General features: G+C 44.7%; 18 protein-coding genes. 7 read left to right on the forward strand and 11 right to left on the reverse strand.

All coding sequences use genetic code 11. The features are described from left to right. Positions 1-14: 14 nt before the first annotated feature. The 7 genes from BUB86_RS03880 to BUB86_RS03910 all read right to left on the reverse strand — a co-directional run bounded on the left by BUB86_RS03880 (position 15) and on the right by BUB86_RS03910 (position 13,380). Positions 15-2,843, reverse strand: coding sequence for a SusC/RagA family TonB-linked outer membrane protein (locus BUB86_RS03880; protein ID WP_073205742.1), 2,829 nt, complete (start codon positions 2,841-2,843; stop codon positions 15-17). Positions 2,844-2,889: 46 nt separating this feature from the next. Continuing rightward, positions 2,890-4,716: a RagB/SusD family nutrient uptake outer membrane protein gene (locus BUB86_RS03885; protein ID WP_081373082.1), complete on the reverse strand. Its 1,827-nt coding sequence runs from the start codon at positions 4,714-4,716 to the stop codon at positions 2,890-2,892. A gap of 19 nt (positions 4,717-4,735) precedes the next feature. Continuing rightward, positions 4,736-7,939: a SusC/RagA family TonB-linked outer membrane protein gene (locus BUB86_RS03890; protein ID WP_175549399.1), complete on the reverse strand. Its 3,204-nt coding sequence runs from the start codon at positions 7,937-7,939 to the stop codon at positions 4,736-4,738. A gap of 87 nt (positions 7,940-8,026) precedes the next feature. Further along, positions 8,027-9,499: a glycosyl hydrolase gene (locus BUB86_RS03895; RefSeq protein WP_254795088.1), complete on the reverse strand. Its 1,473-nt coding sequence runs from the start codon at positions 9,497-9,499 to the stop codon at positions 8,027-8,029. A 6-nt stretch (positions 9,500-9,505) separates the two neighbouring features. After that, positions 9,506-10,579: a hypothetical protein gene (locus BUB86_RS03900; protein ID WP_139261387.1), complete on the reverse strand. Its 1,074-nt coding sequence runs from the start codon at positions 10,577-10,579 to the stop codon at positions 9,506-9,508. Positions 10,580-10,752: 173 nt separating this feature from the next. Next, on the reverse strand, positions 10,753-11,781 hold the full coding sequence (locus BUB86_RS03905) for a glycosidase (RefSeq protein ID WP_073205757.1): 1,029 nt from the start codon (positions 11,779-11,781) through the stop codon (positions 10,753-10,755). Between the two features lie 21 nt (positions 11,782-11,802). Continuing rightward, positions 11,803-13,380 (reverse strand): sodium:solute symporter, encoded by a 1,578-nt coding sequence (locus BUB86_RS03910; protein ID WP_073205760.1) that lies wholly within the window; start codon positions 13,378-13,380, stop codon positions 11,803-11,805. A gap of 174 nt (positions 13,381-13,554) precedes the next feature. Here BUB86_RS03910 and BUB86_RS03915 point away from each other — a divergent pair, with 174 nt between their 5' ends. Further along, on the forward strand, positions 13,555-14,421 hold the full coding sequence (locus BUB86_RS03915; RefSeq protein WP_073205956.1) for an AraC family transcriptional regulator: 867 nt from the start codon (positions 13,555-13,557) through the stop codon (positions 14,419-14,421). A 103-nt stretch (positions 14,422-14,524) separates the two neighbouring features. Then, a complete protein-coding gene (locus tag BUB86_RS03920; protein ID WP_073205764.1) occupies positions 14,525-15,340 on the forward strand; it encodes an ion transporter in 816 nt (271 codons plus the stop codon). A gap of 4 nt (positions 15,341-15,344) precedes the next feature. Here BUB86_RS03920 and BUB86_RS03925 read toward each other — a convergent pair whose 3' ends face one another. Next, positions 15,345-15,569 carry a hypothetical protein gene (locus BUB86_RS03925; protein WP_073205768.1) on the reverse strand — a complete coding sequence of 75 codons (225 nt, stop codon included), beginning with the start codon at positions 15,567-15,569 and terminating at the stop codon, positions 15,345-15,347. A 657-nt stretch (positions 15,570-16,226) separates the two neighbouring features. On the opposite strand from BUB86_RS03925, the gene BUB86_RS03930 reads away from it, so the two are divergent. From BUB86_RS03930 to BUB86_RS03950, 5 genes are all read left to right on the forward strand, one after another. After that, positions 16,227-17,027, forward strand: coding sequence for a BT4734/BF3469 family protein (locus tag BUB86_RS03930; RefSeq protein ID WP_073205771.1), 801 nt, complete (start codon positions 16,227-16,229; stop codon positions 17,025-17,027). Then, positions 17,027-18,361: a VapE domain-containing protein gene (locus BUB86_RS03935; RefSeq protein WP_073205775.1), complete on the forward strand. Its 1,335-nt coding sequence runs from the start codon at positions 17,027-17,029 to the stop codon at positions 18,359-18,361. The genes BUB86_RS03930 and BUB86_RS03935 overlap by 1 nt, the downstream gene beginning before the upstream one ends. A 186-nt stretch (positions 18,362-18,547) precedes the next feature. After that, positions 18,548-19,177, forward strand: a complete 630-nt coding sequence (locus BUB86_RS03940) for a helix-turn-helix domain-containing protein (RefSeq protein ID WP_073205779.1) — start codon at positions 18,548-18,550, stop codon at positions 19,175-19,177. A gap of 275 nt (positions 19,178-19,452) precedes the next feature. Next, positions 19,453-20,247 (forward strand): flavodoxin, encoded by a 795-nt coding sequence (locus BUB86_RS03945; protein WP_081373083.1) that lies wholly within the window; start codon positions 19,453-19,455, stop codon positions 20,245-20,247. A gap of 5 nt (positions 20,248-20,252) precedes the next feature. Then, entirely contained in the window at positions 20,253-22,040 is a 1,788-nt protein-coding gene (locus BUB86_RS03950; protein WP_073205784.1) for a DEAD/DEAH box helicase, read from the forward strand. Positions 22,041-22,078: 38 nt separating this feature from the next. Here the strand turns inward: BUB86_RS03950 and BUB86_RS03955 are convergent, their stop codons facing one another. The 3 genes from BUB86_RS03955 to BUB86_RS03965 are packed head-to-tail and all read right to left on the reverse strand — an operon-like array spanning position 22,079 to position 26,904. Next, positions 22,079-24,202, reverse strand: coding sequence for a S46 family peptidase (locus BUB86_RS03955; RefSeq protein WP_073205788.1), 2,124 nt, complete (start codon positions 24,200-24,202; stop codon positions 22,079-22,081). An 8-nt stretch (positions 24,203-24,210) separates the two neighbouring features. Continuing rightward, a complete protein-coding gene (locus BUB86_RS03960; RefSeq protein ID WP_073205791.1) occupies positions 24,211-25,668 on the reverse strand; it encodes a lipopolysaccharide biosynthesis protein in 1,458 nt (485 codons plus the stop codon). A gap of 3 nt (positions 25,669-25,671) precedes the next feature. Then, positions 25,672-26,904: a nucleoside recognition domain-containing protein gene (locus BUB86_RS03965; protein WP_073205794.1), complete on the reverse strand. Its 1,233-nt coding sequence runs from the start codon at positions 26,902-26,904 to the stop codon at positions 25,672-25,674. Positions 26,905-26,914: the final 10 nt, after the last annotated feature.

The following is a 26,914-nucleotide window of genomic DNA, read 5'->3' on the forward strand; positions in this document are numbered from 1 at the left end:
TTTTCATAATAGTTTTAGAATGTTATACTTACTCCTGCATTAAATGACTTCATCATAGGATAACAACTTGCTACATTCTCAGGATCGATGTTATAGTCTTTTAATAGCGAACTGATCGTAAAAAGATTGTTTGCGTTAAAATAAACACGCAGGTTTCCGATACCAACTTTTTTCAACATCTCTGAACTGAAGTTATATCCAAGTTCTACTGTACGAAGTTTGAGATAAGAAGCATCTTTCACCCAGAATGAACTGAGTTGGTAGTTGTTCTCATTGCTCTGTGTTGTCAGACGAGGATAGGTGGCATTTGCACGGTTATCGATACCCTCAGTAGGATAATATGCCCATGCACCCTTTGCTATGTCAAAGGCATTGCCATTGTCCACAAATGCCACGACCTGATCCCAGTTGTCAAGCAGGTTGGCAGATACACCGGCAGTTCCTTGAAACAGGACTTCAAGGTCGAAACCTTTATAACCCACCTTGCCACCAAAACTGTAATACCACTCAGGATATTCTGAACGGCCTATTGCCGTAACATCATTCTGGTCTATCACGTTGTTGCCATCAAGGTCCTTGTACTTGAGATCACCAGGCTGTACTGCTCCAAACGCAGGAGTAATACCTCCAAGGAGATTGCCATTTGCATCGAAATCGGTAATGTCGTAGAATCCATCTGCAACAAGACCAATGAGAGTACCATAGGCACGGCCAGTCTTTGCACTGAAGGCATTGGCTGTAGGTACCTCCTGCATATCATCTATTCGATTCTTGTTGTACGACATCATACCATTTACACGATAGTCCACATCTCCACATTTACCGGTATAGACTGCAGAAAGATCAACACCATAGCTTGTCATCTTGCCGAGATTTGAGAAATAGTATTGTTTGCCATAGTACCCCATGAGGGAGTTGTCAATGGTCAGAATGTCGTAGCGCTTGTCAAGATAAGCATCTACAGTGAGTTCGAGTCCATGAAACAACGTTGCATCAATGCCAAAATTATACTTCATACTCTTTTCCGCATGTGCCTTCTCGTTAGGAATGAACATTGGCACGTACGTAGTCTGCCAGTTGCCCTGGTTCTTTCCTGTGTAGAATGAGCCGATGAAACTGTATGTAAAGAAGTCCTTGAAGAGGTAGCGACCTGATGTATTGAAACTTGAGAGGGCCTCTGTAGTAGACGACTCTGACGAGCCAGTAAGACCTGCTGATGCACGTATCTTTAGATAATTGACAACATCATTATCCTTAAGACTATTCTCTTCACTGGCAACCCATGCAAGCGATAGTGCAGGATATGTACTCCAACGATTGCCCTTAGCATAAGCATCATTACCAAAACGAGAGAAAGCCAATTCTACAATATATCGGTGATCGTATTCATAATGAGCAAAACCATATAGATTCAGCGTGTTGTACTTGTAACGGTACGAGTCGTGACTTTCGCCTTTGTATGAAGACACATTCCAATTAAGCATTGCTGAGAAAGCATGTTTGGCGAATGTACGGTCATAACCGGCTGTGAATTGATACTGCTTCCAGTCTTGCAATCCGTTCGAGCCATAACCGCTGGCTGTGAGAGATGTCGTTTCGTCAGTAGTAGTAGTGGCACCTTGATACCAACGAGCATAGTTGCGTGTCTTGCTATAGGCGCTGAGCGTGTAGTTATAGAATGAAACCGACTGCTTCAGATACAAGCCCGGCGTCACCATATCCAAACGCTCACGTACCGAGAAGTTAGTCTGCAGCGTACGGGCTTTGGATGACTGCCATCCCAAGGCATTTATTGAGCCATATGGGTTGTTTGGATAGATAGCTGTACCTGAATAGTTACCTTCCTCCACATTATCGTATATCTGGTATATGTTTGAAGGATATCGTGAGAGGTCGGTAAAGAGCTGAGATATGGAGTAGTTGGGACGTTTTATATTCTCAATACGTCCACCCATATCAAGTTTCACGTCAAATATGTCAAGGACATTAAAATCAAGGTTAGCACGAACATTATATTTCGCATATCCCAGATTCTTAGTCTGGTCTGTATTCGGAACATTCAGTATACCTGAATTGTTCAGGTATCCCAAATCGATATTGTAGCGTGCATTCTTCGAACCTCCATTGAATACGATATCACCTTCCAGAAACTGACCACTACTTTTCAGCGCCTCGTCATACCAGTCAATATTTATGCCATTCCCATTCTTATAAGCAGCCAACTGATCAACAGAGTAGACTGGTGACCATATCATTCCATTGTCGTTTGATACTGCTTGGTTATAGAGCGAAGCATAGTCGTAGGAATTAAGTGGCTTATTGGTCTGCGTAGGCATTTGTACCCCCATGCGTAGACGTGCGTTGATGGTTGCCATACCAATCTTTCCACGCTTGGTCTTGATTTCAATCACACCATTGGCACCTTTCTCACCATAAATGGCAAGTGCAGCAGCATCCTTGAGTACAGAGACACTTTCTATCTCTGAAGGAGAAAGCCCCGACAAATACTGGGTGGTAACCTCAAATCCATCAACAAAGACTTTTGCTGTATTCCAACTGCCAATGCCAAAGCTACCCATGCCACGTACCAGATACTGAGCATTGTTCGCTCCTATTTCTCCTGTACCTTCCTTAACGATCAACCCCGATAGTTTACCCACTAGGGTATTAGTGAAGTTTGATGTAACGGTTTTATATAGATCGTCACCAGTCACGGAAGATGTTGAAGTGGTCGTGACATTCTCAGCCTTCGACTCTTCTGATGGAGTGTCGTTTTGGGCTTTGAGAGTTACTGGGGCAAATGGCAGCAAACCTATGGCAACAGTTATAATTTTCTTTTTCATATCATTTGACTTTTTTTTATTTCAAATTTCCAATTCTCAATTTGAATTAATATCCAGGGTTCTGAGTAATTGTTCCCTTATTGATTTCCGACTGGGGGAATGGTTCCAGATACATGGCAGGACTCCAGAAAGATGTATATGCCACCGCATCCCAATAGGTCTCAATCCAACTTGCGGCGTAAGGCCATATTGCTTCATCAGTGTCCTTGATGTTGAACTGAAGCATACGCATCTCACCACCACAGATGCCTTTGTCGATGTCAGCGCGTTTCCAGTGCTTCACATCGAAGTAACGATGATTCTCTTGGAAGAATTCTATGGCATCTTCACGCTGAATAATCGAACGAAGCTTGATTTGATTTGTTTCTGTAATTGCAGGCAAACCTGCACGGTTGTGCACTGCATTGAGATACTTCAGAGCATTCTGCGAGTCGTCAATCTCGTTGTAGGCCTCAGCAAGATTCATGTAGGTTTCTGCCAGACGAAAGATAGGGACCTCCAGCCAAAGTCGTGAACCAGCTTTGTAATAAAACTTTGTTCTCTCACCACAACCTTTATCACCATCAATGGCATTTGGGAACACATCACCTTTTCCCTTGTCGGCAGCATAACCACCACGGTTCCAACCTTGATTCTGCCAGTTGTACTCGCCAGGGTTGTTCATAGCATCGTGTCCTCCCCACTTGATATCAGCCAATGCACGGGCTTCAAGTTTGGCTACATTACTCATCCAATCAGAACCACTACGTGGCGAAGATTCACCCACCTTTGGCCAATCTATATCGGTGCCATCAGCAGCATAGTAATTCTCGATAAAATTTGTCAGGACACCACTACAGTCAGTGTCGTAACGGTTAGAAGTCTGATAGTTTGAACAGTTCATGAAATTCACCATAGGGTCATTACCAGCATTTCTGTCATTTTTGTATGCTAAAATAATCTCACGGTTTCCTGGTGTTGACGCAGCTGTAGCATAGTCATCGAAAGCATTTGGATTTGGATGTCCTTCTCCAGCACCACCAGTATTGATGAGTTCCACACCATTCGATTTAGCCCAGTTAAGCACGGCGAGGTTAGCCTCAATAGCCTGCTGCCAACGCTGTTTGTCGGCACTCCCAAAGCAAATGAGGTTATTCAAATCGCCATTGTCAAGATAAGGAGTGCTGCTGTTGAACAATGGACGGGCTGCGAAAAGTAATGCACGAGCCTTGATGGCGAGAACAGCTCCTTTTGTCATACGGCCAGTGTTGGCTCCGTCCCACTTATCCGGAACAAGAGCGTAAGCCTCGTCGCAGAGTTCGAGAATGTAATCGAGCGTACCCTGCAATGACTCACGACCTGCAGTAAGATCATCGCTTGCCACGAACGATTTCTCAACGCGGGGCACACCACCATAGCGGTAAAACATTCCCATGTAACGGTAAGCGATAAGAGCAGTTACCTCACCTTTGATGCTTGCCTTCTCTGCATCACTCATGTCAGGTACGTTATCGATATTCTCTTTTACAAGGAAACACTGGCGGATGAACTTCCAGTTATTGCCATAGTGGTCAGCACCGGCATCCGAACCGTCTGTGCCATTCACCGACAGACCTTGCTGCACGATATTGTAACTGCCATGCCAACTGTAACCACGACCTACCTCTCCAGAAATAGCTCCCAAAGTACAGTGGCCTATGCCCATACCACCAGGCCAACCATGACGCAGCACATTGTCGTAGCATGTCATCAAGGCAGAAAAAGCATTCTTACTCGAACCATAAACGGCCTCTTGGTCTACGGTTCCTGTAGTATCAGGCTTTTCTAAAAACTCACTGCATGAGGTAAACACCAAAGTTGAAACAATGAGTAGACTTTTTATATTTATTTTCATATTTTGAATCTCCTATTTTTTAGAAACGGAAGCTAAGACCTATAGTGACCACCTTTGTCAGAGGATAGATGTAAGCACTTCCATCAGTTGTTTCTGGATCAATACCATAATCAGAAAGGGCATTCTTGAATGTGTATACGTTATTAGCATTAGCATATACACGCAAACCTTCTATTATCCGAGTCTTCTTTGAAAGATCGAACGTGTAGCCGACCTCAATATTCTTCAATTTGAAGTGGTTTGTTGACTTCACCCAGTAGTCACTCTGCAGGTAGTTGTTGTGACCGGATGTTGCGTCGTAGGTAGCACGTGGATAAGTTATCTCCTCACCTGCAAGATATTTCTCTTGCGTCCAACGCCCATCATACTGCCACTTCCAGGCATTACCTGCCGATTTGAAGAATGGGATGGTGTAACCGCTGCTCAAATAGTACGAACCATTAAGACTACCAGTGAAAAGCAAACGCAGGTCAAAGCCCTTGTATGCTATTTGCGCCTTGAAACCGAAGTGATACTCCGCATAGTTTGGTTTGCCGATAGGTGCACGGTCGTTCTGATCTATCTTACCATCACCGTCGAGATCCTTGTAACGAATGTCACCAAGGGTTGCCGCATTACCTGTATAGGTGTTGTAAGGACGGGCATCGAGTTCTTCTTGAGTGTTGAAGAGTCCATCGCTCTGCAGACCGAAACGCTGACCGATAGCATGGCCTGTCTCGTTCATCCATGGGTAAGGGTTGGAAGCCTCAGCCTTGTAGATAATCTTATTTTTAGCATAGCTGATGTTACCACTGATAGTGTAGAGCAGTTTGCCTCTGCTCTCCGTCCAGTTGACAACAGCCTCGAAACCATGGTTCTCGGTGATTCCCACATTTGCAGGAGGAACATCGCCCATTGACACACCATATATGGCTGGGATGGTTCCGAGAGTAGTAAGGATGTTGTCACGCTTCTCGTAGAACCAGTCATAGTCAATAGAGAGGCGGTTCTTGAAGAACTTTGTCTCTACACCTACATCATACTTGCGGGCGCGTTCCCATGTGATATCAGGATTACCCAGACTACCTTCAACAGCTCCAGCGAAATATGTATTTTGTACCGAACCATTGCTATTGCCAAGGTAATATCCGTTTTGGTTCAGGTTATAGGTATTAGGCAGATAGTAGTAGCGACGACTTCCGCCTAGTTGGTCGTTACCCACCTCTCCGTAAGAAGCACGAATCTTCATGAAGGTGAGGATGTCGTTTTCAGGGAAGAACTTCTCAGCTGTTGGTACCCAACCGATAGACAGCGCAGGGAAAAGGCCGAATCGCTTACCTTCACGAAACTGCTCTGTTCCGTTGTAACCGGCGTTTATCTCTGCCATATATTTATTGTCATAGTTATAAGTTACACGTCCCACAAAACCCATGATTCCAGATGGCACATGGTAGGAATCGTTTGGCATGGTATATTTTGAAGCCTTGCCAAGGAACAATGCTCCTACATTGTGCTTGCCAAACGAGCCTGACCAGTCTACACTAGCATCGACATATATCTTATTCCAGTTGGAATATCCGTAAGACTCGAAATTGCCACCTCCCATTGATCCTCCAAAGAAGTCGAAGATATTTGGATTTTCTGCATTACGCTGAATAGTGTATGAAGGAATGGACGGGGTGAATTTCACCAATCGGTTGTAGTTGTCCTGGTATGACACTGTGGCGTGCGCATTCAGTCCTGGCAGCAGGTAGTCCATGTTGTAGTTCAGACGGATGCTGTTGTCGAGCAAGCTATTAAAGATTGTATGCGAACCGCTGACAAGCAAGTTGTAGACAGCATTCTGGTTGCCGATGCTGCTATTCGTCTTTGATGCAAGAGGATTCTGTTCCGAACCAGCAATACCAGAGAAACCATTGATAAGATGATTGTCTACAATACCTGGACAGGTAAATGGGGTGCTGTCGTAGATGTACTGCATAATAATCTTATAGCGGCCCGACATATCATAAGGTTCGGCATTGTTGCCGGGGCCTGTGGTCTCACCAAACTGCCCAGCAGAATTTATGGAGAGAGTAAGGTTCTTGGCAATGTTAATATCAAAGTTACTACGGAAATTGTAGCGGTTGAAGACAGACTGCGTGCTTGCTCCATAATAAGATACTGAATTGGTTATACCCTCCTGACGGAAATAACCGAACGATACGAAGTACTTCACTCTGTCCGTACCACCCGACACGTTAATGTTGGCCTGATACTGAGGTGCAGCCCTGTTGAACTGCTCCTTATACAGATCGTGCGAACCATAGTAGATGGCTGGCGATGCATTGAGCGCAGCCTTCTGCTCAGGTGTGAGATTCATGGCCTCTACCTCCTGAGGGGTGAAGTCACGATTGTTTTTGAATTTCCACAGGTCATAGTCATCATATATATAAGCTGAGAGCGACTCCTTGCCAGGGAAACCATTCTGCTCATTGCGGATAGCTTCATTACGGAAGAGTGCATACTCGTATGATGTCACTCCCTTCTGGAGTGTTGTTGCCTTTGTCACACCGTAACTGGCTGAGAAATTGATACTCGGCTTGCCTGTTGTACCACGCTTTGTGGTGACGATAATTACACCATTAGCACCACGCACACCGTATACTGCAGTAGAAGAGGCATCCTTCAGAATACTGATACCCTGGATTTCATTGGCATCCATCGCGTTGAACTCGGCCATGGCTTGCTCCGATGACTGTTCCACCCCATCGATGATTATGAGTGGTGCACTCGAACCATAGGTCGAAATACCACGGATATGCAGGTTTGCATCGTTGCGACCAGGCTCACCAGAGCTCTGCAGACCCGATACGCCTGCCGCAACACCAAGAAGTGCTGTAGACACGTTTGCTACAGGCGAAGCAAGCACTTCGCTACCATTGATAGACGAGATGGCACCTGTCACATTCACCTTCTTCTGTTTGGCAAAGGCAGTGACAACAACCTCGTCCATCAGATTTGCATCAGGAAGAAGAGTTACATTGACTATCTGCTGCTTGGCTGTAACAGACTTCTCAGTAGTCTTATAGCCAACATAGCTAAACTCCAACACAATAGTTGATTCTGGAACACTAAGGTTATAGCGTCCATCCAAATCAGTTATCGAAGCATTAGTCGTTCCTTTCTGGATGACGGTAGCACCAATAAGAGGCTCTCCGTTCTCATCCAGAACAAGACCACTGACAGCCCTTGTTTGCGCCATAATTGCCGAAGACAAAGTTCCCAAAAATAAAAGAACTATTGTCGGCAGGATTGTCTTAAGTGTTTTGTTCATAATGTTATTTTGTTTTTATTTTATTCTTATATTTTCTGGTAATGAGTACATATCAGACAGATCATTGCTGAAGAACGTGCGTTTGTCCGAATACATCTTTCTGAAGTTGTCTTCTGAAGGATGACTTGGATAGACACTGAAGTAGTGCTTGTCAGACTCATTATTTCCAACATACTTATTACGCCACATTACAACCATCGAGATGCGTTTGTCTTGTGCCGGCTCAAGTATTGAATAGGTCCAATAGTCAGCACGGGTGAACGACTCTACGCCGTCTTCTGTCACACCACATGGTTTACGCTTCATCAAAGAAATCTCAGTGGCAATACGAAGGTAATTCGAGAATGCAGCCGGATTCTCGCCATGATAGCAGTCCATGCCTATGAAGTCCACGAATTCATCGCCTGGCCAACGGTAGAGCAAACGGTTGCGAATAGTCTGGTCATCATACCAGCTGTCCAACTGTGGCGATACTGCATAGAGAAGGTTATGCACTCCCTTTGTGTCACGCAGGTATTTCACCATCATCTGCCAGAGCTCTATGAACTCGGTCTCCGTGGTGCACGACGACCCCCACCATGACCATCCCTGAGTGTGCTCGTGGAGCGGACGAAAAATCACTGGCACGAGGTCTCCCTTGGAGTCTTTGAGGTTCAAACAGAAATCAGCTAATCGGTCGAGCCATGTAAGGAACTTCTCACGTGTGGGGTTGGCAGGGGTCAGAATGCTCTTCACCACATCCTTGCGAGAATTATCCCAAGAGTCTCCGCCAGTAAGCGGGTTGTTCAGGTGAGCACAAGCCATGATGACTTCTCCTCGTTCTCTTGCTTCAAGGATCACTCTGCGTCTGATGGCATTTTCTTCACTTCCGTGACGGTCGTCCATGATAGAAGCAAAATCTACGCTGAACACTCCCGGATAGTCTCCGCAAACGGCTTTCGTGTCTGAACCGCCTGGTTCGTTGTACCAGTAGCGACCATACCACAAATCGTCGTGATGTCCAAACATAAAACCTTTGTCTGCAATGGTCCAGAGGTTGGCAAACAGAGCCTTGGTCTGTATTGTGGCTTGCTTGTCCACTATCGACAGTTCTTCTACTGGATTCGGATTTCCATTCTGAACAATTTGCACAGATTTCGTATAATAGCGATCATTTTTGTCACTTACAGTTATAGTTGCCGAACGTGAGTTTTTTGTCAGGTTGGTTTCCACATCAAACGGAACCATTGTAGCCTTTGGTGCAACGCCTTCCCTTTGCTTCAGCCAGTCAGCATCGACCGTAACAATATAATCGAAGTTGGTTTCAACCTTTAGCTCTATCTGCGTCGCACTTGCATCAAGGGGTATGGCTGGACTGACAGAAAGATTCAGGAAACGTGTATCAGAAGGCTCAGGCGCCAGACTTGAATCGCTTGCACAACTGCAACTGCCTATACCAAGCATTACTATGACAAGCGATATCATAATACTAAACAAGAAATGTTTCATATCCTGTTATTTTGCCAATTCACCATGCCCTTCTACTGGATTATCCGAACTTTTATGCATCATCCAGAAAGTATTGTGGATGTTGTCGACCATCCAACGAGTGTCTGGCCAGTTCCAGTCAATCACTTCCTCCGTCACATGTTCACGCATAAATGCACAGTCACCAATTGTGATATCCTTAGTACTGAAGGTATAGGTGCCAGCTGGAAGGAACTTCACCACATACAATTCATTGGCATAGTCGGTGTCGTCAATCGCATACACATGAATGTTTCCATCTGAATCCTTTGCCCAGCGGCTTGCGCCAGCAGGGAAGATACGGTAGAAGGCATTCACATCATTCGTATTGTTGTAGACATAGTTGGCATACGCTCCATTATCACCAGCAAGGTTCACAGTCGTGCCACGAGTCAGACCTGTCTCTGGGTCAGCGTCTGTCAGCATGAAACTGAGTGTGTTGTCCATCTCGTCGTTGTGAGTATAGCCCTCTCCCCAGTGCCAGCTCTTATCCATATCAGTCGACATGACGATAGCGTCAGTCCATCCACCAATGATAACCATTGAACTTTGAGGCGCACTTGCATCCAGAATTCCTGGAATAGGAGCGTGGATATAGGTACCTTCCAATGGGTCGGTAAATTGCTCATAATCCACTGTGTAAACACGTGTCTCACCATTGTAGGCGGTAACAGTTAGCTTAGCGCTACCACTGCTCAGATCGATATAGTCTCCTGCGTTAACAGACGATTCTGGGCAGAATTCGCTCTGTGGGAACTTGAAATCTACAGCATCGACCTTCACCTTCGACATGTCAAGTCCACCAGTGATCAGACTCACATGGATAGTTCCTACCCCATCATCACGCCTATCATTAGTAATGACGGCATTACCTATTTGTGACTCAAGACGGAAATTCACTGGCGTTCGTTCCCTTGTCCATGGATCGACCAATGACTCCGTGTTGCGTTCATCTTCCGAGCATGCCGTAAACGCACATACCCCCAAGAACACATACACAAACAATTTTAGTCTTTTTCTTGACAAAATCGACTCCATTGTTAGGTTTTTAATTCTTTTCATTTTAAATTGTTTTACGTTTATATTTTAATTGGTCAAGTGCCCCTCACCCGGGTTTTGAGTTGGCAAACTTTCACGATGCAAAGGTATATATATCTTTGCACAATTTGATGATAATAATTGTTCTTTGATTATACTTTTTTGAATGCTACATAATTTAACATTCCTTCCAGGACTCAAAGCCTGCATTCATCAGATTTCAGGTAATCCAAAAGGTCATTTAACGGACAGGTTGCTAAACCAATATTCATATCGGCAGCACCATAATAAACATACAACATGCCATCTACCACAACGTTTCCTGTAGGGAAAACACATCCGTTATACAGTCCATGTAGCTCATAATCACACTCTGGCTCCAAGATAGGCTGTGGAGTTCTCGCAATCATCCTCAAAGGATTATTGGCATCAAGCAGTACTGCTCCTACACGATAATATCCGCATCCACCATGTTCAACACCATGATAGAGCATCAGCCAACCATCTTCTGTTAAAATAGGAGGGGTGCTACCTCCTATCTTCTCCTCCCAAGCCCCCTCTTTTCCTGTCATCAAGAGATGACTCTCTTTGGTTTCCCAATCAAGGAGATCGTCAGAGAACTTAACCCAGATAGAGGGATACTTAACGCCATATTTTTCGCCAACATATTGCTTGGGGCGATGCAGCATGACATATTGTCCATTTACTTTATCAGGAAACAATATGACGTCGCGATCATCCAATACTGGCGAAGTGAGTCGACCTAAACGTCTATAAGTTACAAAATCGCTGGTAACGGCGAGGGCTGTACCTCCTAAATTCTGAGATATAGCAAGAGGAGCATGACGTCCACACTCTGGAAGCAGAACGACATCGTGAGCAAATTTCCAGTATTGTCCTGGCGAATAAGGACGAAAAGCATAAGTGATGTAGAAATCATCATCAAACTTCACAATACGCGGATCTTCTACGCAGCCACTATCATAGCCATCATTGCTGGGGCCAAAGGCATAATAATCAGAAACACGCTGAAAATTAACACCATCTTTACTGGTAGCAAGCCCAAAACGGATGACATGTTGCTCGTCGTTTCCTGCTGCTCGATACAGCATATAGAATGTACCCTTATCATATATCACGCCAGGGTTACAAGTTATTAGCGACTCCCAATCATTGTGCGCATCAGGTGTCAAAATAGGGTTCTTATCTGATTTTCTCAGTTTCATACTTCGTTTTTTTTAATTGAGTTATGCAAAAATAATCAGGATAGCAATACAGCTTACCACCAACAGTAATGCTATATTAAAATAATTAATATACCAGGGCTTGGAATATGCCACAGAAAGTTCATGTCGAAAATCCTGCAGAGAAAAAGTAGTATCCTGCAGTTTGGCGCTATCAGGTTTGGCAAAGCATAAGCTTGACAGATAAGTGACTAAAGCACTCGACACAAAAAGGAATGGAACAATCAACAGGAAATGCAGGTCTCCAAATATGTCTTTTTTAAACACAAGCATCAAGACTGCAATAGCCAAGCCAGCCAACAGACCGATAAAGGCACCTGTGCCATTAGTCCGCTTGCTGAAGATTCCTAAAAGGAATGTAGCAACAATAGGAGGGGCTATATACGACAGCATCTCTTGATAGTATTTCAGCAGAGAGCCGAACTTGCCAATTTGCGGAGCCCATAATGCAGCAATCAATACTATAACACAAGCTACAATCTTTCCAACAGCCACAAGTTGTCTGGACGAAGCACCCGTTCTGACCTTGGCATAGAAATCCATCGTAAAAAGTGTAGATGTGGAATTAAGGATTGCACTCAAAGTTGAGGTGAGGGCAGATAGAAGGGCGGCCAACATCATGCCAAGCAATCCTGTGGGCACCAGCTGCATCACCATATTCGGATAAACCATATCAGGCTTCTCTAAACCAGGAAACAGGTCACGAGAAATCAAGCCGGGAACAGCTATGATAAAGAGCGTTGACAACGTAAGAAAACCTGCAAAGAATACTCCTTTGCGCCCCTGATCAATTGTTCTGGAACTCAACACACGCTGAACCAACGTCTGATTGTTTGCCCAGAAATAGAGTCCGAGTATTGGCATTCCAACAATAAGTCCAGGCCATGGTGTCGAATTGTCATCAATCGGACGGATCAGCTTTGCTAACATATCGTTGCTGGCATACAACTGATATAGATAATCACTTCCACGCTCAAAGCAGAAAAATGTCAGCATGATTGATCCCAAGATAAGGATAACGGCCTGAATCAATTCTGTGTTAATAGCAGAAGACAATCCTCCAGGAATTGTATACGATGCACAAATCAGGGCAAAAACGATAATAATCATCTGCAAATCGGCATCTGGAAAGATCAACTTGATGATAAGAGCTGCTGCATAAAGCGCCCCTGCGGCATCAAGGAATATATTGCCGATGATGCATATCGCTGAAAAATAATATCTGGAACGACTGTCAAAACGCTTCTCAAGAAACTCGGGTATGGTAAATATGTGAGATTTGATATAGAGTGGCAACAAGAAAATGGCAAAGAACACCATAACCAATACGCCTGTAAGATTATAGTTGAAGACAGCAAGTCCTGTTGAATACGAATCACCAGACTGCCCAATCAACGTGTTGCTGGAGATACTTGCAGCAAACAAGGAGAGACCAACAACCCACCAAGGCATACTTCTGCCTGCCAAGAAGTATGATTGCGAATCGTTGCTTTTAGCATTTTTGAGGCCCCACCATACAATGGCTGCCATATAACATACAACGATGATGATATCTATCCAACTAATTGTAAAATGATTCACGTTCTACTAACAAAATTATAGTTATTCACTTATTCGGTTGCAAAATTAGGTATTAATTTGCAATTCTTGATATTAATTCCTGCTCAATAGTTGTACTTTTTTGAACTAATTATTGTTTTATCGCAGATAATTCATAAATTTGCAACAGAAAATTCAAAAAACTATCATCATATGCTGAAAGATTTCCAAAAAGAGATTATCCCTATTGCCGATGAAGACTTATTCATAGTTCTGAATCATCCTGACGCACAATTCGATTATCCTGTACATTATCATTCTGAATATGAAATCAATTTAGTAATGTACACGCGAGGCGAAAGAGTTATTGGCGACTCTGTCTGCCCATTTGGCAATATGGACCTGGTGATGACTGGCCCCAATGTGCTCCATGCATGGAGAGGCGAAATTATTGAGGGTAACCACGTCATAACCATACAGTTTACAGAAGGACTTCTTAATATGCCTATTATGGACAAACGACTCTTTTCGCCCATCAAGCAACTACTGGTAGACTCGAAACGAGGCATCTGCTTTTCAGAGAAATCAACGATGCTGATCAAAGAAAAGATTATCCATCTTACTCAGACCAAGGGTTTTCAGAGCGTTCTGGAGTTCTTTTCCATTCTATACGAACTGGCTGTTGCAGAGTACACCATACTTACTACAAACCAATACAACACAGCAGATGTGGTTATGACCTCAAAAAGCAGAAGAATTGCAAAAGTATGCGATTATATCGAAAAGAAATGCTATGATTCCATCTCGCTTGCTGAGGTGTCATCACTTGTGGGTATGTCAGAATCTGCATTCAGCCACTTTTTCAAGAAAAAAACTGGTGGTACATTTATCGACTACCTTAACAATCTGCGCATAGCCAAAGCCTGCCAGCTATTGGCAGAAACAAGCAACACGATTGCCGAGATATGCTATTCAAGTGGTTTTAATAATATATCCAACTTCATCAGGATGTTCAAGAAGAGGAAGGGTATTACCCCCAACGAATATCGCACCATGATGAATCAAATGCTGATAAAATATTAGAACAGCAAATAATCCATACAAACAGAAAAGAACCCTTGCAATTACTTGGCCTTTTTGAAAGTTTTTCGTATTTTTGCCACGTGATTTTAAACATTCATCTCTTATGAAGAAACCTCATTGGCTTGAGAAAGAAAAACTCTACAATATCATGTTCGAGTCGGATACCCGACTTGGACGCATGTTCGACATCGCCCTGATCATAGCCATCTCGCTGAGCATCCTCATCTCATTCGTTGAGACCGTGCCCTCGTTGGCTCGTACTTTTAAGCTGGTACTGGAGATACTGGAATATGCGCTCACCTTCTTCTTTACACTCGAGTATATTGCCCGTGTTTACTGCTCGCCCAAACCTCGCGACTATGTGCTGAGCTTTTTTGGTGTCATCGACCTATTGTCAATCCTGCCACCTTATCTCTCTTATTTCCTGCCCAATGCACGCTACATGATTCTGCTGCGTTCGTTCCGCTTCATCCGTATCTTCCGCATCTTCAAGCTGTTCAGCTTCATCAACGAGGGATACCTACTGATGCGCTCGCTCAATAAGAGTCTTACCAAGATAGCCGTCTACTTTTTGTTCGTACTGATACTCGACATCTGTCTGGGCACACTGATGTATATGGTTGAGAGTGGCCAACCCAATACCCAATTCACCGATTTGGCCACATCAGTCTATTGGGCCATAGTCACTATGACCACAGTAGGCTATGGCGATATCACACCTATTACAGCCATAGGCCGATTGCTTTCTGCATTCGTCATGCTGTTGGGTTACACCATCATTGCCGTACCTACAGGTATTGTTACAGCCAACATCATCGACGAGGTTAAAGATAAACCAAAAGACGGCCGCTGTCCCCGTTGTGGCGACAAAGTGCGCGACAAAGACCGCTATTGCTCACATTGCGGCGAGAAGCTATAACTTATCATCCATTTTTGTCTTTCTCGAAGGTGATGCCTTGGTAGAGGGCCTGGGTGCCCTCGTAGCTTTCTGGCAGGAAGTGGAGACGGACACCTCGGATATGTTTCTTAGCTTTGAAATCCTTGAGATTGTCGCCTCTTTCAACGGTTTGATAATGTACTGCTACTGCCTTATATTTGCCATAAGTTGGTAGCGTAGGTTTGGTTTCCTGTTTGATTCTGTACTTCATAATACGTTTGCTCAAATTTTGTGCAAATATACAAATTTTCTAGAGAATAACAAACATTTTCTTTAAAATAACTATTTTGATAATCAAAAATATTTCTCTGAATTCAAAATTTGCGAAACTACCTACATACCTACATAAATCTAAACTAACTATCTAATTTTTAACGGTTTACAAATCAGCACACATACATTGAAACTACATATAACTACATTCTACCTACATAGTTTTGGCCGCTTACAGGCTATTAAGAAAGTAGAACTGCCTGATTTGCAAGTTTTATCCTTAATACTCATTGTCAAATTCTCTCGAGAATTTTGCTACTACCTTACTTGTCAGTCATCAATAGTACGTTACTTAGCAAAAAATTCTCGAGAGAATTTTCTTACTATCCATAATAGTAGCGATTGTAGATACACGTATTTATTACTGAAACTACGTTATAGAGGTGTTTTGATGTAGGTAGAATGTAGTTATGTGTAGGTAAAATGTAGTTTCGATGTAGGTAAAAACTTTCCAAGATGCCTGTATATATGCGGTTTGCAGGTAAATTTATGTAGGTATGTAGGTAACTTAGCGAAAAAATGTCTCATATATGTTTTGCAGTTTAGCATTTTTGTATTACCTTTGCAAACCGGAACCATTAATCAAAATAATTATATGAATATTACATTACTTAAAAAAACAGGCTCTAAAGAAGTCATCAACCGTATTGAACTGGCAGAATTAGCTGCTGCGATTAAAAGCGGGGTGTTTAAGAATGCTGTTACCAGAACTCGCGAGGTGTATCATCTGATGAATCCACACCGATTGGAGGATGGACAGATAGACACGCAATGGGAGGGCGGCATCAAGCTGCCCAGAATCTGCTTTGCAGCTGATTATCTTAAGCGCAAAGGTGAATGGGCAATGATTAGCTATAACGGCTTGGCGATGCTGGAGGTTAACGATCTGCAGACGTATGAGAAAGCTGTAGAAATCAGGGAATTGGCAAAGAAACTGCCTGAAACCATGATGTGTTTCCTGGGTGGATCGGGCCGTAGCGTAAAGATTGTGTGTCGAGGCCAGATGTTTGGAGAATACAAATCCGCTACAAAGGCACTACCTACTGAGCCAGATAACATCAAGCAGTTCCACCTCAATCTTTATAACACAGCCAGAAGGGCCTATCAGAATCAGTTTGGTTTTGACATCGAGTTTTTGGATCCTCGACTGGATCGCACCATCTATATGAGTGCCGATCCTGAGATGTGGTTCAACCCAGAGGCGCGTCCGTTCTATGCCGACACAGAAAACCATGAGTTGCCTCAGCCTGTAGTCATCACTCGCGAGGAGGATCATCTGATGCCTGGTCGCACCGTTACTCGCACCTATCACCTGAACTGGACTTTTATCGTTGAGACCGTGATGGGGCACACTATTTCGAACTGCCCGATGAAAATAAAGAGGCCACTTTGCTGATGCAGATAGCCTCGATGTGTCTCGACCAGGGTATTCCCCAAGCCCATGCCAAGGGGTTGACGTTGCTGCATCCCGTGCTTAATCGCGACAAGATGCTGGTAGAAAAAATCTTCCAATGCGTTTACAGCGTATTGGAGCAGGAGGACTATTGCGAAAAGCATAAGTTCCATCCGCTAAAAAGCGTTCCTGATGACACTATCCAGGCGATGAAGACAGAGATATTCTTGAACTCCAACTTCGATATGCGCAAGAATCTGTTGACAGGTGTGGCTGAATATCGCGAAAAATTCAGCGACGACCAGCGATTCAAGCCACTTACTGACGAGGTGCGCAACGATATGACGCTGAGAGCCACCGAGTTAGGCCTGAAAGCGTGGGACAGAAACGTGAACCGTTTTATCGATTCAACCCGTATCGAGCAATTCGATCCTGTGAACTCCTGGCTCGACAAGCTGCCTGCTTGGGACGGGCACGACTATATCGCTGAGCTGGCAGCCCGCGTACCAACCTCTCAGCCCCATTGGCCTAAGTATCTGAAGTTCTGGTTGACAGGTATGGTTGGCCAATGGCGCGAGAGTGATAAGCAGTTGACAGGCAATGCGTTAACGCCACTTTTGATTGGTCGTCAAGGTTGCGGAAAGACGCGATTCTGCAAGATTATCCTGCCCCCAGAACTACGCGATTATTATAACGACAAACTGAACTTCAAGAACGAGTTCGACTTGAACATCGCCCTGACCAGCTTTGCGCTCATCAATATCGACGAGTTTGATAAGACCACCAACTCTCAGCAGATTGTGCTGAAATACCTATTGTCGTCAAGCGATGTAAAGTTCCGTCCACCATACGGTAAGACCATCAAACTCTATCGCCGCTATACCTCTTTCATTGGTACTACCAATCAGTTGAAACCACTTGTGGATCCTACTGGTTCGCGACGATTCGTATGCGTTGGAGTTAATGGCAACATCAACTTCGAGGACAACCTCTACCATGAGCAACTCTTTGCCCAAGCCCTACACCTATTTAATAGTGGCGAACGATTCTGGCTGAACGACGATGAAATCAAGACGCTGATAGCCGAAAACGAGCCCTATCAGCACCTGAACGACTTGGTAGAGATGATTGGCGAGACCTTCAGCGCTCCCAAGGATAATGAATCAGGCAAGTGGTGGAGCTTAGGCGACATCAGCGCCCTACTCGCCTCGCGCTATCCCAACTTCGACTCAGAAACCCCATTCAAGAAAATTGGCAACGCCCTCAACGACATCCAGTTCAATTTCAAGAGCAAGCGCACCACCAAGCACATGGAGTACTGGCTGATGGAGAAATAATAGAAGTATTAAGGCTAACATTTAAGTATAAAACAGGATCAAAAAGTCTCTAATTTTACGCTTGAATAACGATAGCGAATATCGTATTTATCACAGAATGTTTTATTCCCAAGATGGGAATAATTTCTATAAAGTTAGTTTATGTGCATAAGTTTTTGTACTTTTGTACCATAATTAGATTGTTAAGTGGACGATAAGCGTTATATCCAAAGCCTCATTAAAGAGGGTGAGCATCAGCAGCAGGACTTCAAGTATCGAGTATCCAATGCAATAAAGTTGGCCAAATCGGTATCGGCATTTGCCAATACTGATGGGGGACGACTGCTGATTGGTGTTCGCGACGATGGACACATGTCTGGCGTTCGCGATGAGGAGGAAATCTACATGATGCACCAGGCAGCTTATCGTTACTGTCGCCCACAAGCAAGTATCAAATTTGATACCTATCATGTTGAGGGCAGAACCATTGTTATTGCTACCGTTCCTCCCTCAGATAAACGCCCTATCTGCGCTATCGATGATGAAGGCCACCAGCGTGCTTATATCCGTATTGCTGACGAGAACATCGTGGCTTCTCCTGTACACCTTGCTATCTGGCGGGAGGCCCAAAAGCCTCAAGGCGCTATGATGACCTACACGGATACCGTCCGCAAGCTTATCGATACCTTGCAAAATCAACAGATCACTCTGAACCAAGTAGTGCGACTTTCAAAAATCCCTCGTCATAAGGTCATTACCCTTCTGGCTCGCCTCATCCGCTTCCACGTTGCCAAATGGGAATACATCAATCAACAATTCCTGTTTAGCAATGATTAACAGCCATAAGCGAAATAATCACCCAATTTGAGCGTATATATTAATAAGAGTGCCACATTCCATTACAGCCCATGCATCTACGTCTTTGGCATTACGATAAAGAAGACTTAATAAGAAAATTTAAAGACAAGAAACAGAAGGAGTTTCAGGGCTCGGTATATCTTGACATATATCGAGCCCTGCGTTTTTTTGGCAAATTACTTGCATTATCCAATAAAAAAAGGTAACTTTGCAGCAAAAATAGAATAGGTATACATTTTTAGACATAACGACTTATGAAAAAACTATTTTTATCAATGGCAATGATTACTTGTGTGGCAACATCGTTTGCACAAAAGAAACTGGTTCTCTATTTTTCAGAGAATGGTACAACCAAGACCGTAGCAGAAGAAATTCAGAAGCAGGTAGGTGCTGACATCGAGGCTGTGGAGGCTATTGAGGCCTATACAGGCGATTTTCAGGCTACTGTTCAGCGTGGAAATAAGGAGCGCGAGAGCGGCCAGTGGCCTGCTATCAAGCCCCTCAAGAAGAAGATTGCAGACTATGATGTGATTTTCTTAGGATACCCCATCTGGTATGGCACATATGCCAACCCGATGGTTACTCTCATAAAAGAGCAGGATTTTGCAGGAAAGACCATCGTGCCTTTCTGCACTTTCGGAAGCGGTGGTCTGAATACATCGTCTGCCGACCTGAAGAAGGCCCTGCCCAAAGCAAAAATCGAGAAGGGGTACGGCATACGTACAGCCAGGGTGGCTAAGGCTGCTAAGGAGCTGAACCGCTTCTTGATAGAGAATGGATATAAGAAAGGTAGCGTAGAGAAGTTGGCCGATTACTCAGAACAGAAGCCTGTAACTGCTGCTGAGAAGGCGCTGTTTGATGAGGCTTGCTCAAGCTACCAGTTCCCCTTAGGCACCCCCGAGACGGTGGGTAAGCGCGCGACTGCCGACGGCACTGACTATAAGTTCAGCGTGAAGAGTCGCGGCATGGACGGCAAAGAGGCAACCTCGACTATCTACGTGACGGTAGAGAAGGGCGCCAAAGCCGAATTTACTGAAGTTGTAAGATAAAATTAATGAAGACATTCGAAGAATTAGGTGTTTGTGAATCGATACGCAAGGCTATCGATGAGTTAGGTTTTGTACATCCCATGCCAGTTCAGGAGGCGGTGATTCCGTATCTGCTGGCTAACGAAAATGATGTGATAGCCCTGGCCCAGACGGGTACAGGAAAAACAGCCGCATTCGGCATACCCCTGCTGGAGCGCATAGATACATCGCGCCGCGAGACCCAGGCGTTGGTGCTATCGCCAACACGTGAGCTCTGCTTGCAGATTGCCGACGACCTGCGCGACTTTGCCAAATATATGGATGGTGTGCATGTAGAGGCTGTTTATGGTGGTGCTGCGATAGAACCACAGATGAGAGCCCTGAAGAAGGGCGTAGAGATTATTGTGGCCACTCCAGGACGACTGGTAGACTTGATGCATCGTGGCTATGCCAAACTGGAGCAGGTAACGAATATCGTGCTCGACGAGGCCGACGAGATGCTGAACATGGGCTTCTCGGATAGCATCAACGAGATATTCGAATCGCTATCAGAGGATCATCACACGCTGATGTTCTCGGCCACCATGAGCAAAGAGGTGGAGCGTGTGGCAAAGAAATACCTGCACGACTACAAGGAGATAGTGGTGGGTAGCCGCAACGAGGGCGCTGAGAGCGTAAACCACATCTATTATATGGTGAACGCCAAGGATAAGTATCTGGCGCTGAAACGTATCGTTGACTACTATCCACGCATTTTTGCCATCATCTTCTGTCGCACCAAGGTAGAGACGCAGGAGGTGGCTGACAAGCTGATAAAGGATGGCTATAATGCCGAATCGCTGCATGGCGACCTGAGTCAGCAACAACGCGACCTGACGATGCAGAAGTTCCGTAACCACCTGACACAGTTGCTGGTGGCAACAGATGTGGCTGCACGAGGACTGGATGTAGACGATCTGACACACGTCATCAACTTCGGATTGCCTGATGATATCGAGAGCTATACCCATCGCTCTGGTCGTACAGGACGAGCAGGAAAGAAGGGTACATCAATCTCTATTGTACATAGTCGCGAGAAGTTCAAAATCCGCAATATCGAGAAGATTATCTGTAAGGAGTTTGTAAAGGCAGAGATTCCATCGGCTGAGGAAATCTGCAAGAAGCAGCTCTACAAGGTGATGGACCAAATAGTGAAGACGGATGTGGACGATGAGGAGATTGCTCCATTCATGCAGGATATCAATCGCTACTTTGAGTATATCGACAAAGAGGAGCTGATCAAGAAGATTGTATCGCTTGAGTTTGGAAAGTTCCTGGCTTACTATGCCGAGGCTCCTGAGATTGAGGCAGTTGTGCCCGACAAGAAGGAGAAGAGGCCCCAGAGCGACAAGCAGAAGCTGCAGAATAAGGCCCAGAAGGGCTATCGCCGATTATTTATCAATCTTGGTAAGCGCGATGGTTTCTACCCTGGCGAGCTGATGCAGACACTGAATCGCTTTGTTGGCGGACGTCAGGAAGTAGGTCACATCGACCTGCTGGACTCTATCTCATATTTCGAAGTGCCTGAGAAGGATGCCAAGAAGGTGATGATTCAGCTGACAGGTATCAGGCATAAGGGTAAAACGGTGCGTTGTAACGATGCTGACGAAGGCGGGAAGGCACCTGAAGGCAAGAAGCAGTCAAAGCAGCGCCGCCCTAAGAAGGATAACTGGCGCGAGTTGATGAATAAGGTTCCAAGAGACCTGAAAGGTTCTGAGCCCGACTTCAGCGAAGAGGGTTGGGCTATGCGCAAACCTCGTAAAAAGAAGAAATAGAAAAGAAAAAGCCTCGCGATTTGCGAGGCTTTACTTTTTTATTTTGCGTTAATCTCTTTAATCAGACGATCGGCTTTACCCCAAGTCTCCATCATATAGAGTACGTAGCGGATGTCGACGCCGATACAACGAGCCAGCTGCTTGTCGAAGAAGATATCTGAACTCAGGCTATCCCAGTTGCCATCGAAGGCCAGACCAATCAGCTCGCCCTTACCGTTGAACATAGGTGATCCAGAGTTACCACCAGTAATATCGTTGTTCGACAGGAAGCAGAGGTGCATCTTGCCTGTGGTCTTATCGGTATACTTACCAAAGTCCTTCTTAGAGAGCAGCTCCTTCATGATAGGCTCAGCCTCATAGTCGATAACACCCTTCTCGCCCTGCTCCATCTTCTCAACGATGCTCTCAGCTGTTGTATAGTAACCTGAAGGCTTGCCAGCCAGCAGATACTCGCCTACCTGACCGTAGCTGAGACGCATAGTGAAGTTGGCATCGCTATAGTTAGGCATATCCTCTTCCATACGCAGCTTGGCAGCACAGAGGTAACGCTCCTGAACAGCTATAGAATCATAAACCTCAGTAGCTTCACCTATGATAGTATACAAGACATTTTGCAGACTTTCACCAAAGGCCACACCAGGATCCTTCTGGAAGCTCTTCTTGTTGATATAGATCTTCTTTCCGTTCTTCATCAGCTTAGACTTCTTGAACAGATAGTCAATATACTTCTGATAGTCACCTCCAAAGTCACGGTCAACTACCTGATAGAAATCGGGCAGATATTTCTCCTCAACCTGTTTGCGATAGAACTTCATCGCTGCAGCCTGAACCTCCTTGTCAGTAGCCTCGTCCCACTCATTGCTGTTATCTTCGAACTCGATATACTGGCTCTTTGGCTTATCCTTATCACCCTTCACTACAGAACCATTATGAGCACGATAAGCACGACGTGTCAACTCGTCAGCACTACGCCCGCCAAAGGTCTCAGTGAAGTAAGTCAACGCTCTAACAGCCTTGAACTGCTTGGCATACAAACGCTCCAAAAGATCAAAATCGAGTTTGTCTTTCAGGAATCCTGTTGAATCCTGCCACTGGCGAATCTTCTGCTCAAACTGAGCTTTCTGCTGGATAAGACCGATAGAATCGATACACTTGTTCATACCGATAGAGTTCTTCCAGTAGTTAGAGCTCTGAGCGTATTTAGAATCGTACTTGATACGTACGGCCTCATCAGCACGCATGTGGCGAATCATCACATTCTGCTTTACCTCGCGAGTCTTGTACATAGGCTCATTCTGAGCATCACGACGCTCGCGGATACCATAGCTTGACAGATAGCGATTGGTAGAACCAGGATATCCGATGGTCATTGAGAACGAACCTGGCACATAGCCCTGAAGCGATACAGGTGCCCACTTTTTGGGGTGATAAGGCACGTTGTCCTTAGAGTACTTGGCTGGAGCACCAGTCTTGGGGTCGACATAGATACGGAATACAGAGAAGTCACAAGTCTGGCGAGGCCACATCCAGTTGTCAGTCTCGCCACCGAACTTACCCATAGACTTAGGTAAGGCAAATACCAAACGGACATCCTTGTAGTCGCGATAGGTGGTCATGTAATACTGGTTACCCTCATAGAAAGGCTTAATCTCAACGCGGAGTGTAGAGTCCTGCTTACGAATCTCCTTGCTCATAGCGTTCTCTACAGAATCAACGAAATGAGAGCGCTTGCCCTGTGCCAAATTATTCAGACCTAATGAGTCGAGATAAGAGGTTACATCTTTCTGCTCAATCATAAAGCTAACAAAAAGGCGCTCGTTTGGCAATTCCTCTTCATAAGAATTAGCAACAAATCCATTCAGCATATAGTCATGCTCAACAGTAGAGTGACTACGGATGGCCTCAAAACCACAGTGGTGGTTGGTAAACACCAGTCCATCAGGCGAAACAACAACACCTGAGCAATAGCCGCCAAAGTTAACTACGCAGTTCTTTACAGCATCGTCGCCATAATAGAGTGCTCCATAAGGCAGCTGATAATTCTCCTGCTTCATGGTTTCATAAACCGCATTTGGCAGGTTGTACAATGTCCACATACCCTCATCGGCCTTAGCTGATGTAAGGGCACATGCGGCAAGTAAAGTAATAAAAAGTTTTTTCATAATCTTATCTAGTTTTTCTTAAATTTCTTTCCAATAACTGGCAAGCTGCTCAATGGCATATCGCACTTGATGATTCTGTAAACGAAGCCACAGATCAGGAAGTTGTTGATAAGGAACAATGCCCACTCAGGCCAATCGGTTTTAATGGCAAACCACTTCATCATGCCGAAGAGAGTCATAGAGGCGATAAAATAGTATACGATATCCCTTATAGGATATGGGATAGGATTCTTTTTCTGTCCAACGACGTAGCTCAGCACCATAGCTGTGCCATAGCCGGCAAGACCTCCCCAAGCACAAGCCCAATAACCCATCTTAGGGATGAAGATGATGTTTACAGCCAGAAGTACGATACAGCCAGCCAGCGAGAACCAAGCACCATAGATGGTCTTGTCGATGAGCTTATACCAGAACGACAGATTGAAATAGATGCCCATAAAAATTTCAGCCATCATCACAATAGGTACTACACCAAGGCCTTCGCGATAGTCGGCACCAATGATAAGTTTTAATACAGGCATCCAACCCATCACACAGAGGAAGGCCAGAAGCGTAAAGATAATAAAGTACTTCATGGCCGAAGCATAATACTGTGTCTTATCAGAATCCTTGCTCTTTGCAAACACGATGGGCTCGTAAGCATAGCGGAAAGCCTGGGTAATCATAGCCATAATCATCGCTATCTTTACACACGAGCCATAGATACCCAACTGTACATTGGCATCGGCCTCGTCAGGATAAACCAATGGGAAGATAATCTTATCAGCCACCTGGTTCAGAATACCAGCAATACCCAGAATCAAAATGGGCCATGAATAACCCAGCATCTCACTCAGCAACTTCCCATCGAACTTCCACTTGATGCGGAACAAATCAGGCAGGAAGAAGAAGGTGATGAGACCCGTACACAACAGGTTGATAAAGAATACATAGAATACTGATGTCTTACCCAACAATACAAAGTAGATAACGTTCAAGGCGATATTTATCACGATGAACAGCATCTTGAGCGATGCAAAGCGGATGGGACGTTTTTGGTATCGCAGGTAGCTGAAAGGTAGGGCCTGAATGGCATCGAGTGCCACAACCACAGCCATCATCAACAGATAGTCTGGATGCTCGGTATAGCCCAAAGCATGACTGATAGGACTGATAAAGCCGAATATCAACAGCAGGAAAACTGCTGTGAGCGAACCAACGGTAGCAAAGGCTGTTGAAAAAACGGTATCTGATTTATACTTCTCGTCGTTGGCAAAACGAAACAACGTTGTCTCCATGCCGAATGTCAGTATCACCAAAATCAGAGCAGTATAGGCATACACATTGGTGCTAATGCCATAGTCGCCAGAATCTTTGGGCATATAGTGGGTATACAGCGGTACCAGCAGATAGTTCAAAAATCTGCCAACGATACTCGAAAGGCCATAGATAGCCGTGTCTTTTGCTAATGATTTCAGATTTGCCATAGTTTATCCAAAGAATAAGTATGCTATTGCGATAGCTGCAATGATACCTGCCAAGTCGGCAAGCAGTCCGCAAGCCACAGCGTGACGAGTCTTCACGATGCCCACGCTACCAAAATAAACTGCTAATATATAAAAGGTGGTATCAGTAGAGCCCTGGAAAATACAACTCAGTCGACCTACGAATGAGTCAGCGCCATAGGTGGTCATCGCATCCACCATCATGCCTCGTGCACCACTTCCTGATAGCGGTTTCATTAGCGCTGTAGGTAGAGCACCTACAAAATCGGTATTGCCGCCACAAGCCTCAACACCGTATTTGATGCCATCAATCAGCATATCCATAGCTCCTGAAGCACGGAATACGCCAATGCCAACAAGTATAGCTACCAGATATGGGATGATGCGAACGGCTGTAGTGAATCCCTCTTTGGCACCCTCAATAAAGGCATCATACACGTTTATCTTCTTGCGCACTCCAGCCAGAATAAAGGCTATGATTATCAGCATCAGCATAATGTTAGCTGCGCTAGTACTTACCTTGTTCATCAGTATAGAATCCATCTGTCCGAATCCCCAGATAACTGCAGCCACTACCAATGCTGCTCCACCAAGAGTAAGCAGGATGGTGCGATTAAACAGATTGATTTTCTGGAAGATACTTGTGATGGTAATACCTGCAATGGTCGAGAAGAAAGTGGCCAACAAGATAGGGATAAAGATATCCGTAGGCTGTGCAGCTCCCATCTGAGCGCGATACACTAATATAGAAATAGGTATTAGCGTGAGTCCGCTGGTATTCAGCACCAAGAACATAATCATTGGATTGGAGGCCGTATCCTTTTTCTGGTTCAGCTCCTGCAGTTGCTCCATAGCCTTCAGTCCTAATGGGGTTGCAGCATTATCAAGCCCCAACATGTTGGCTGCTATGTTCATAAATATCGAACCTGTAACAGGATGCCCCTTGGGAATGTCAGGAAACAGTTTGGTAAAGATAGGACTAAGTGCTTTGGCCAACACATTTACCACACCGCCCTTTTCACCTATCTTCATGATGCCAAGCCATAGAGACAGAACACCAGTTAATCCCAATGATATTTCAAAGGCAGTTTTAGATGATGAGAATGTAGAATCCATCATAGCTGGGAATACATCGAAGTCGCCCCAGAATATCAATTTTACCAAAGCTATAACGAAAGCTATGATAAAAAATCCTACCCAAATCCAATTTAGTACCATATCAGCGTGC

Source organism: Xylanibacter ruminicola (assembly GCF_900142525.1).
GTDB classification, from domain to species: Bacteria; Bacteroidota; Bacteroidia; order Bacteroidales; family Bacteroidaceae; genus Prevotella; species Prevotella ruminicola_A.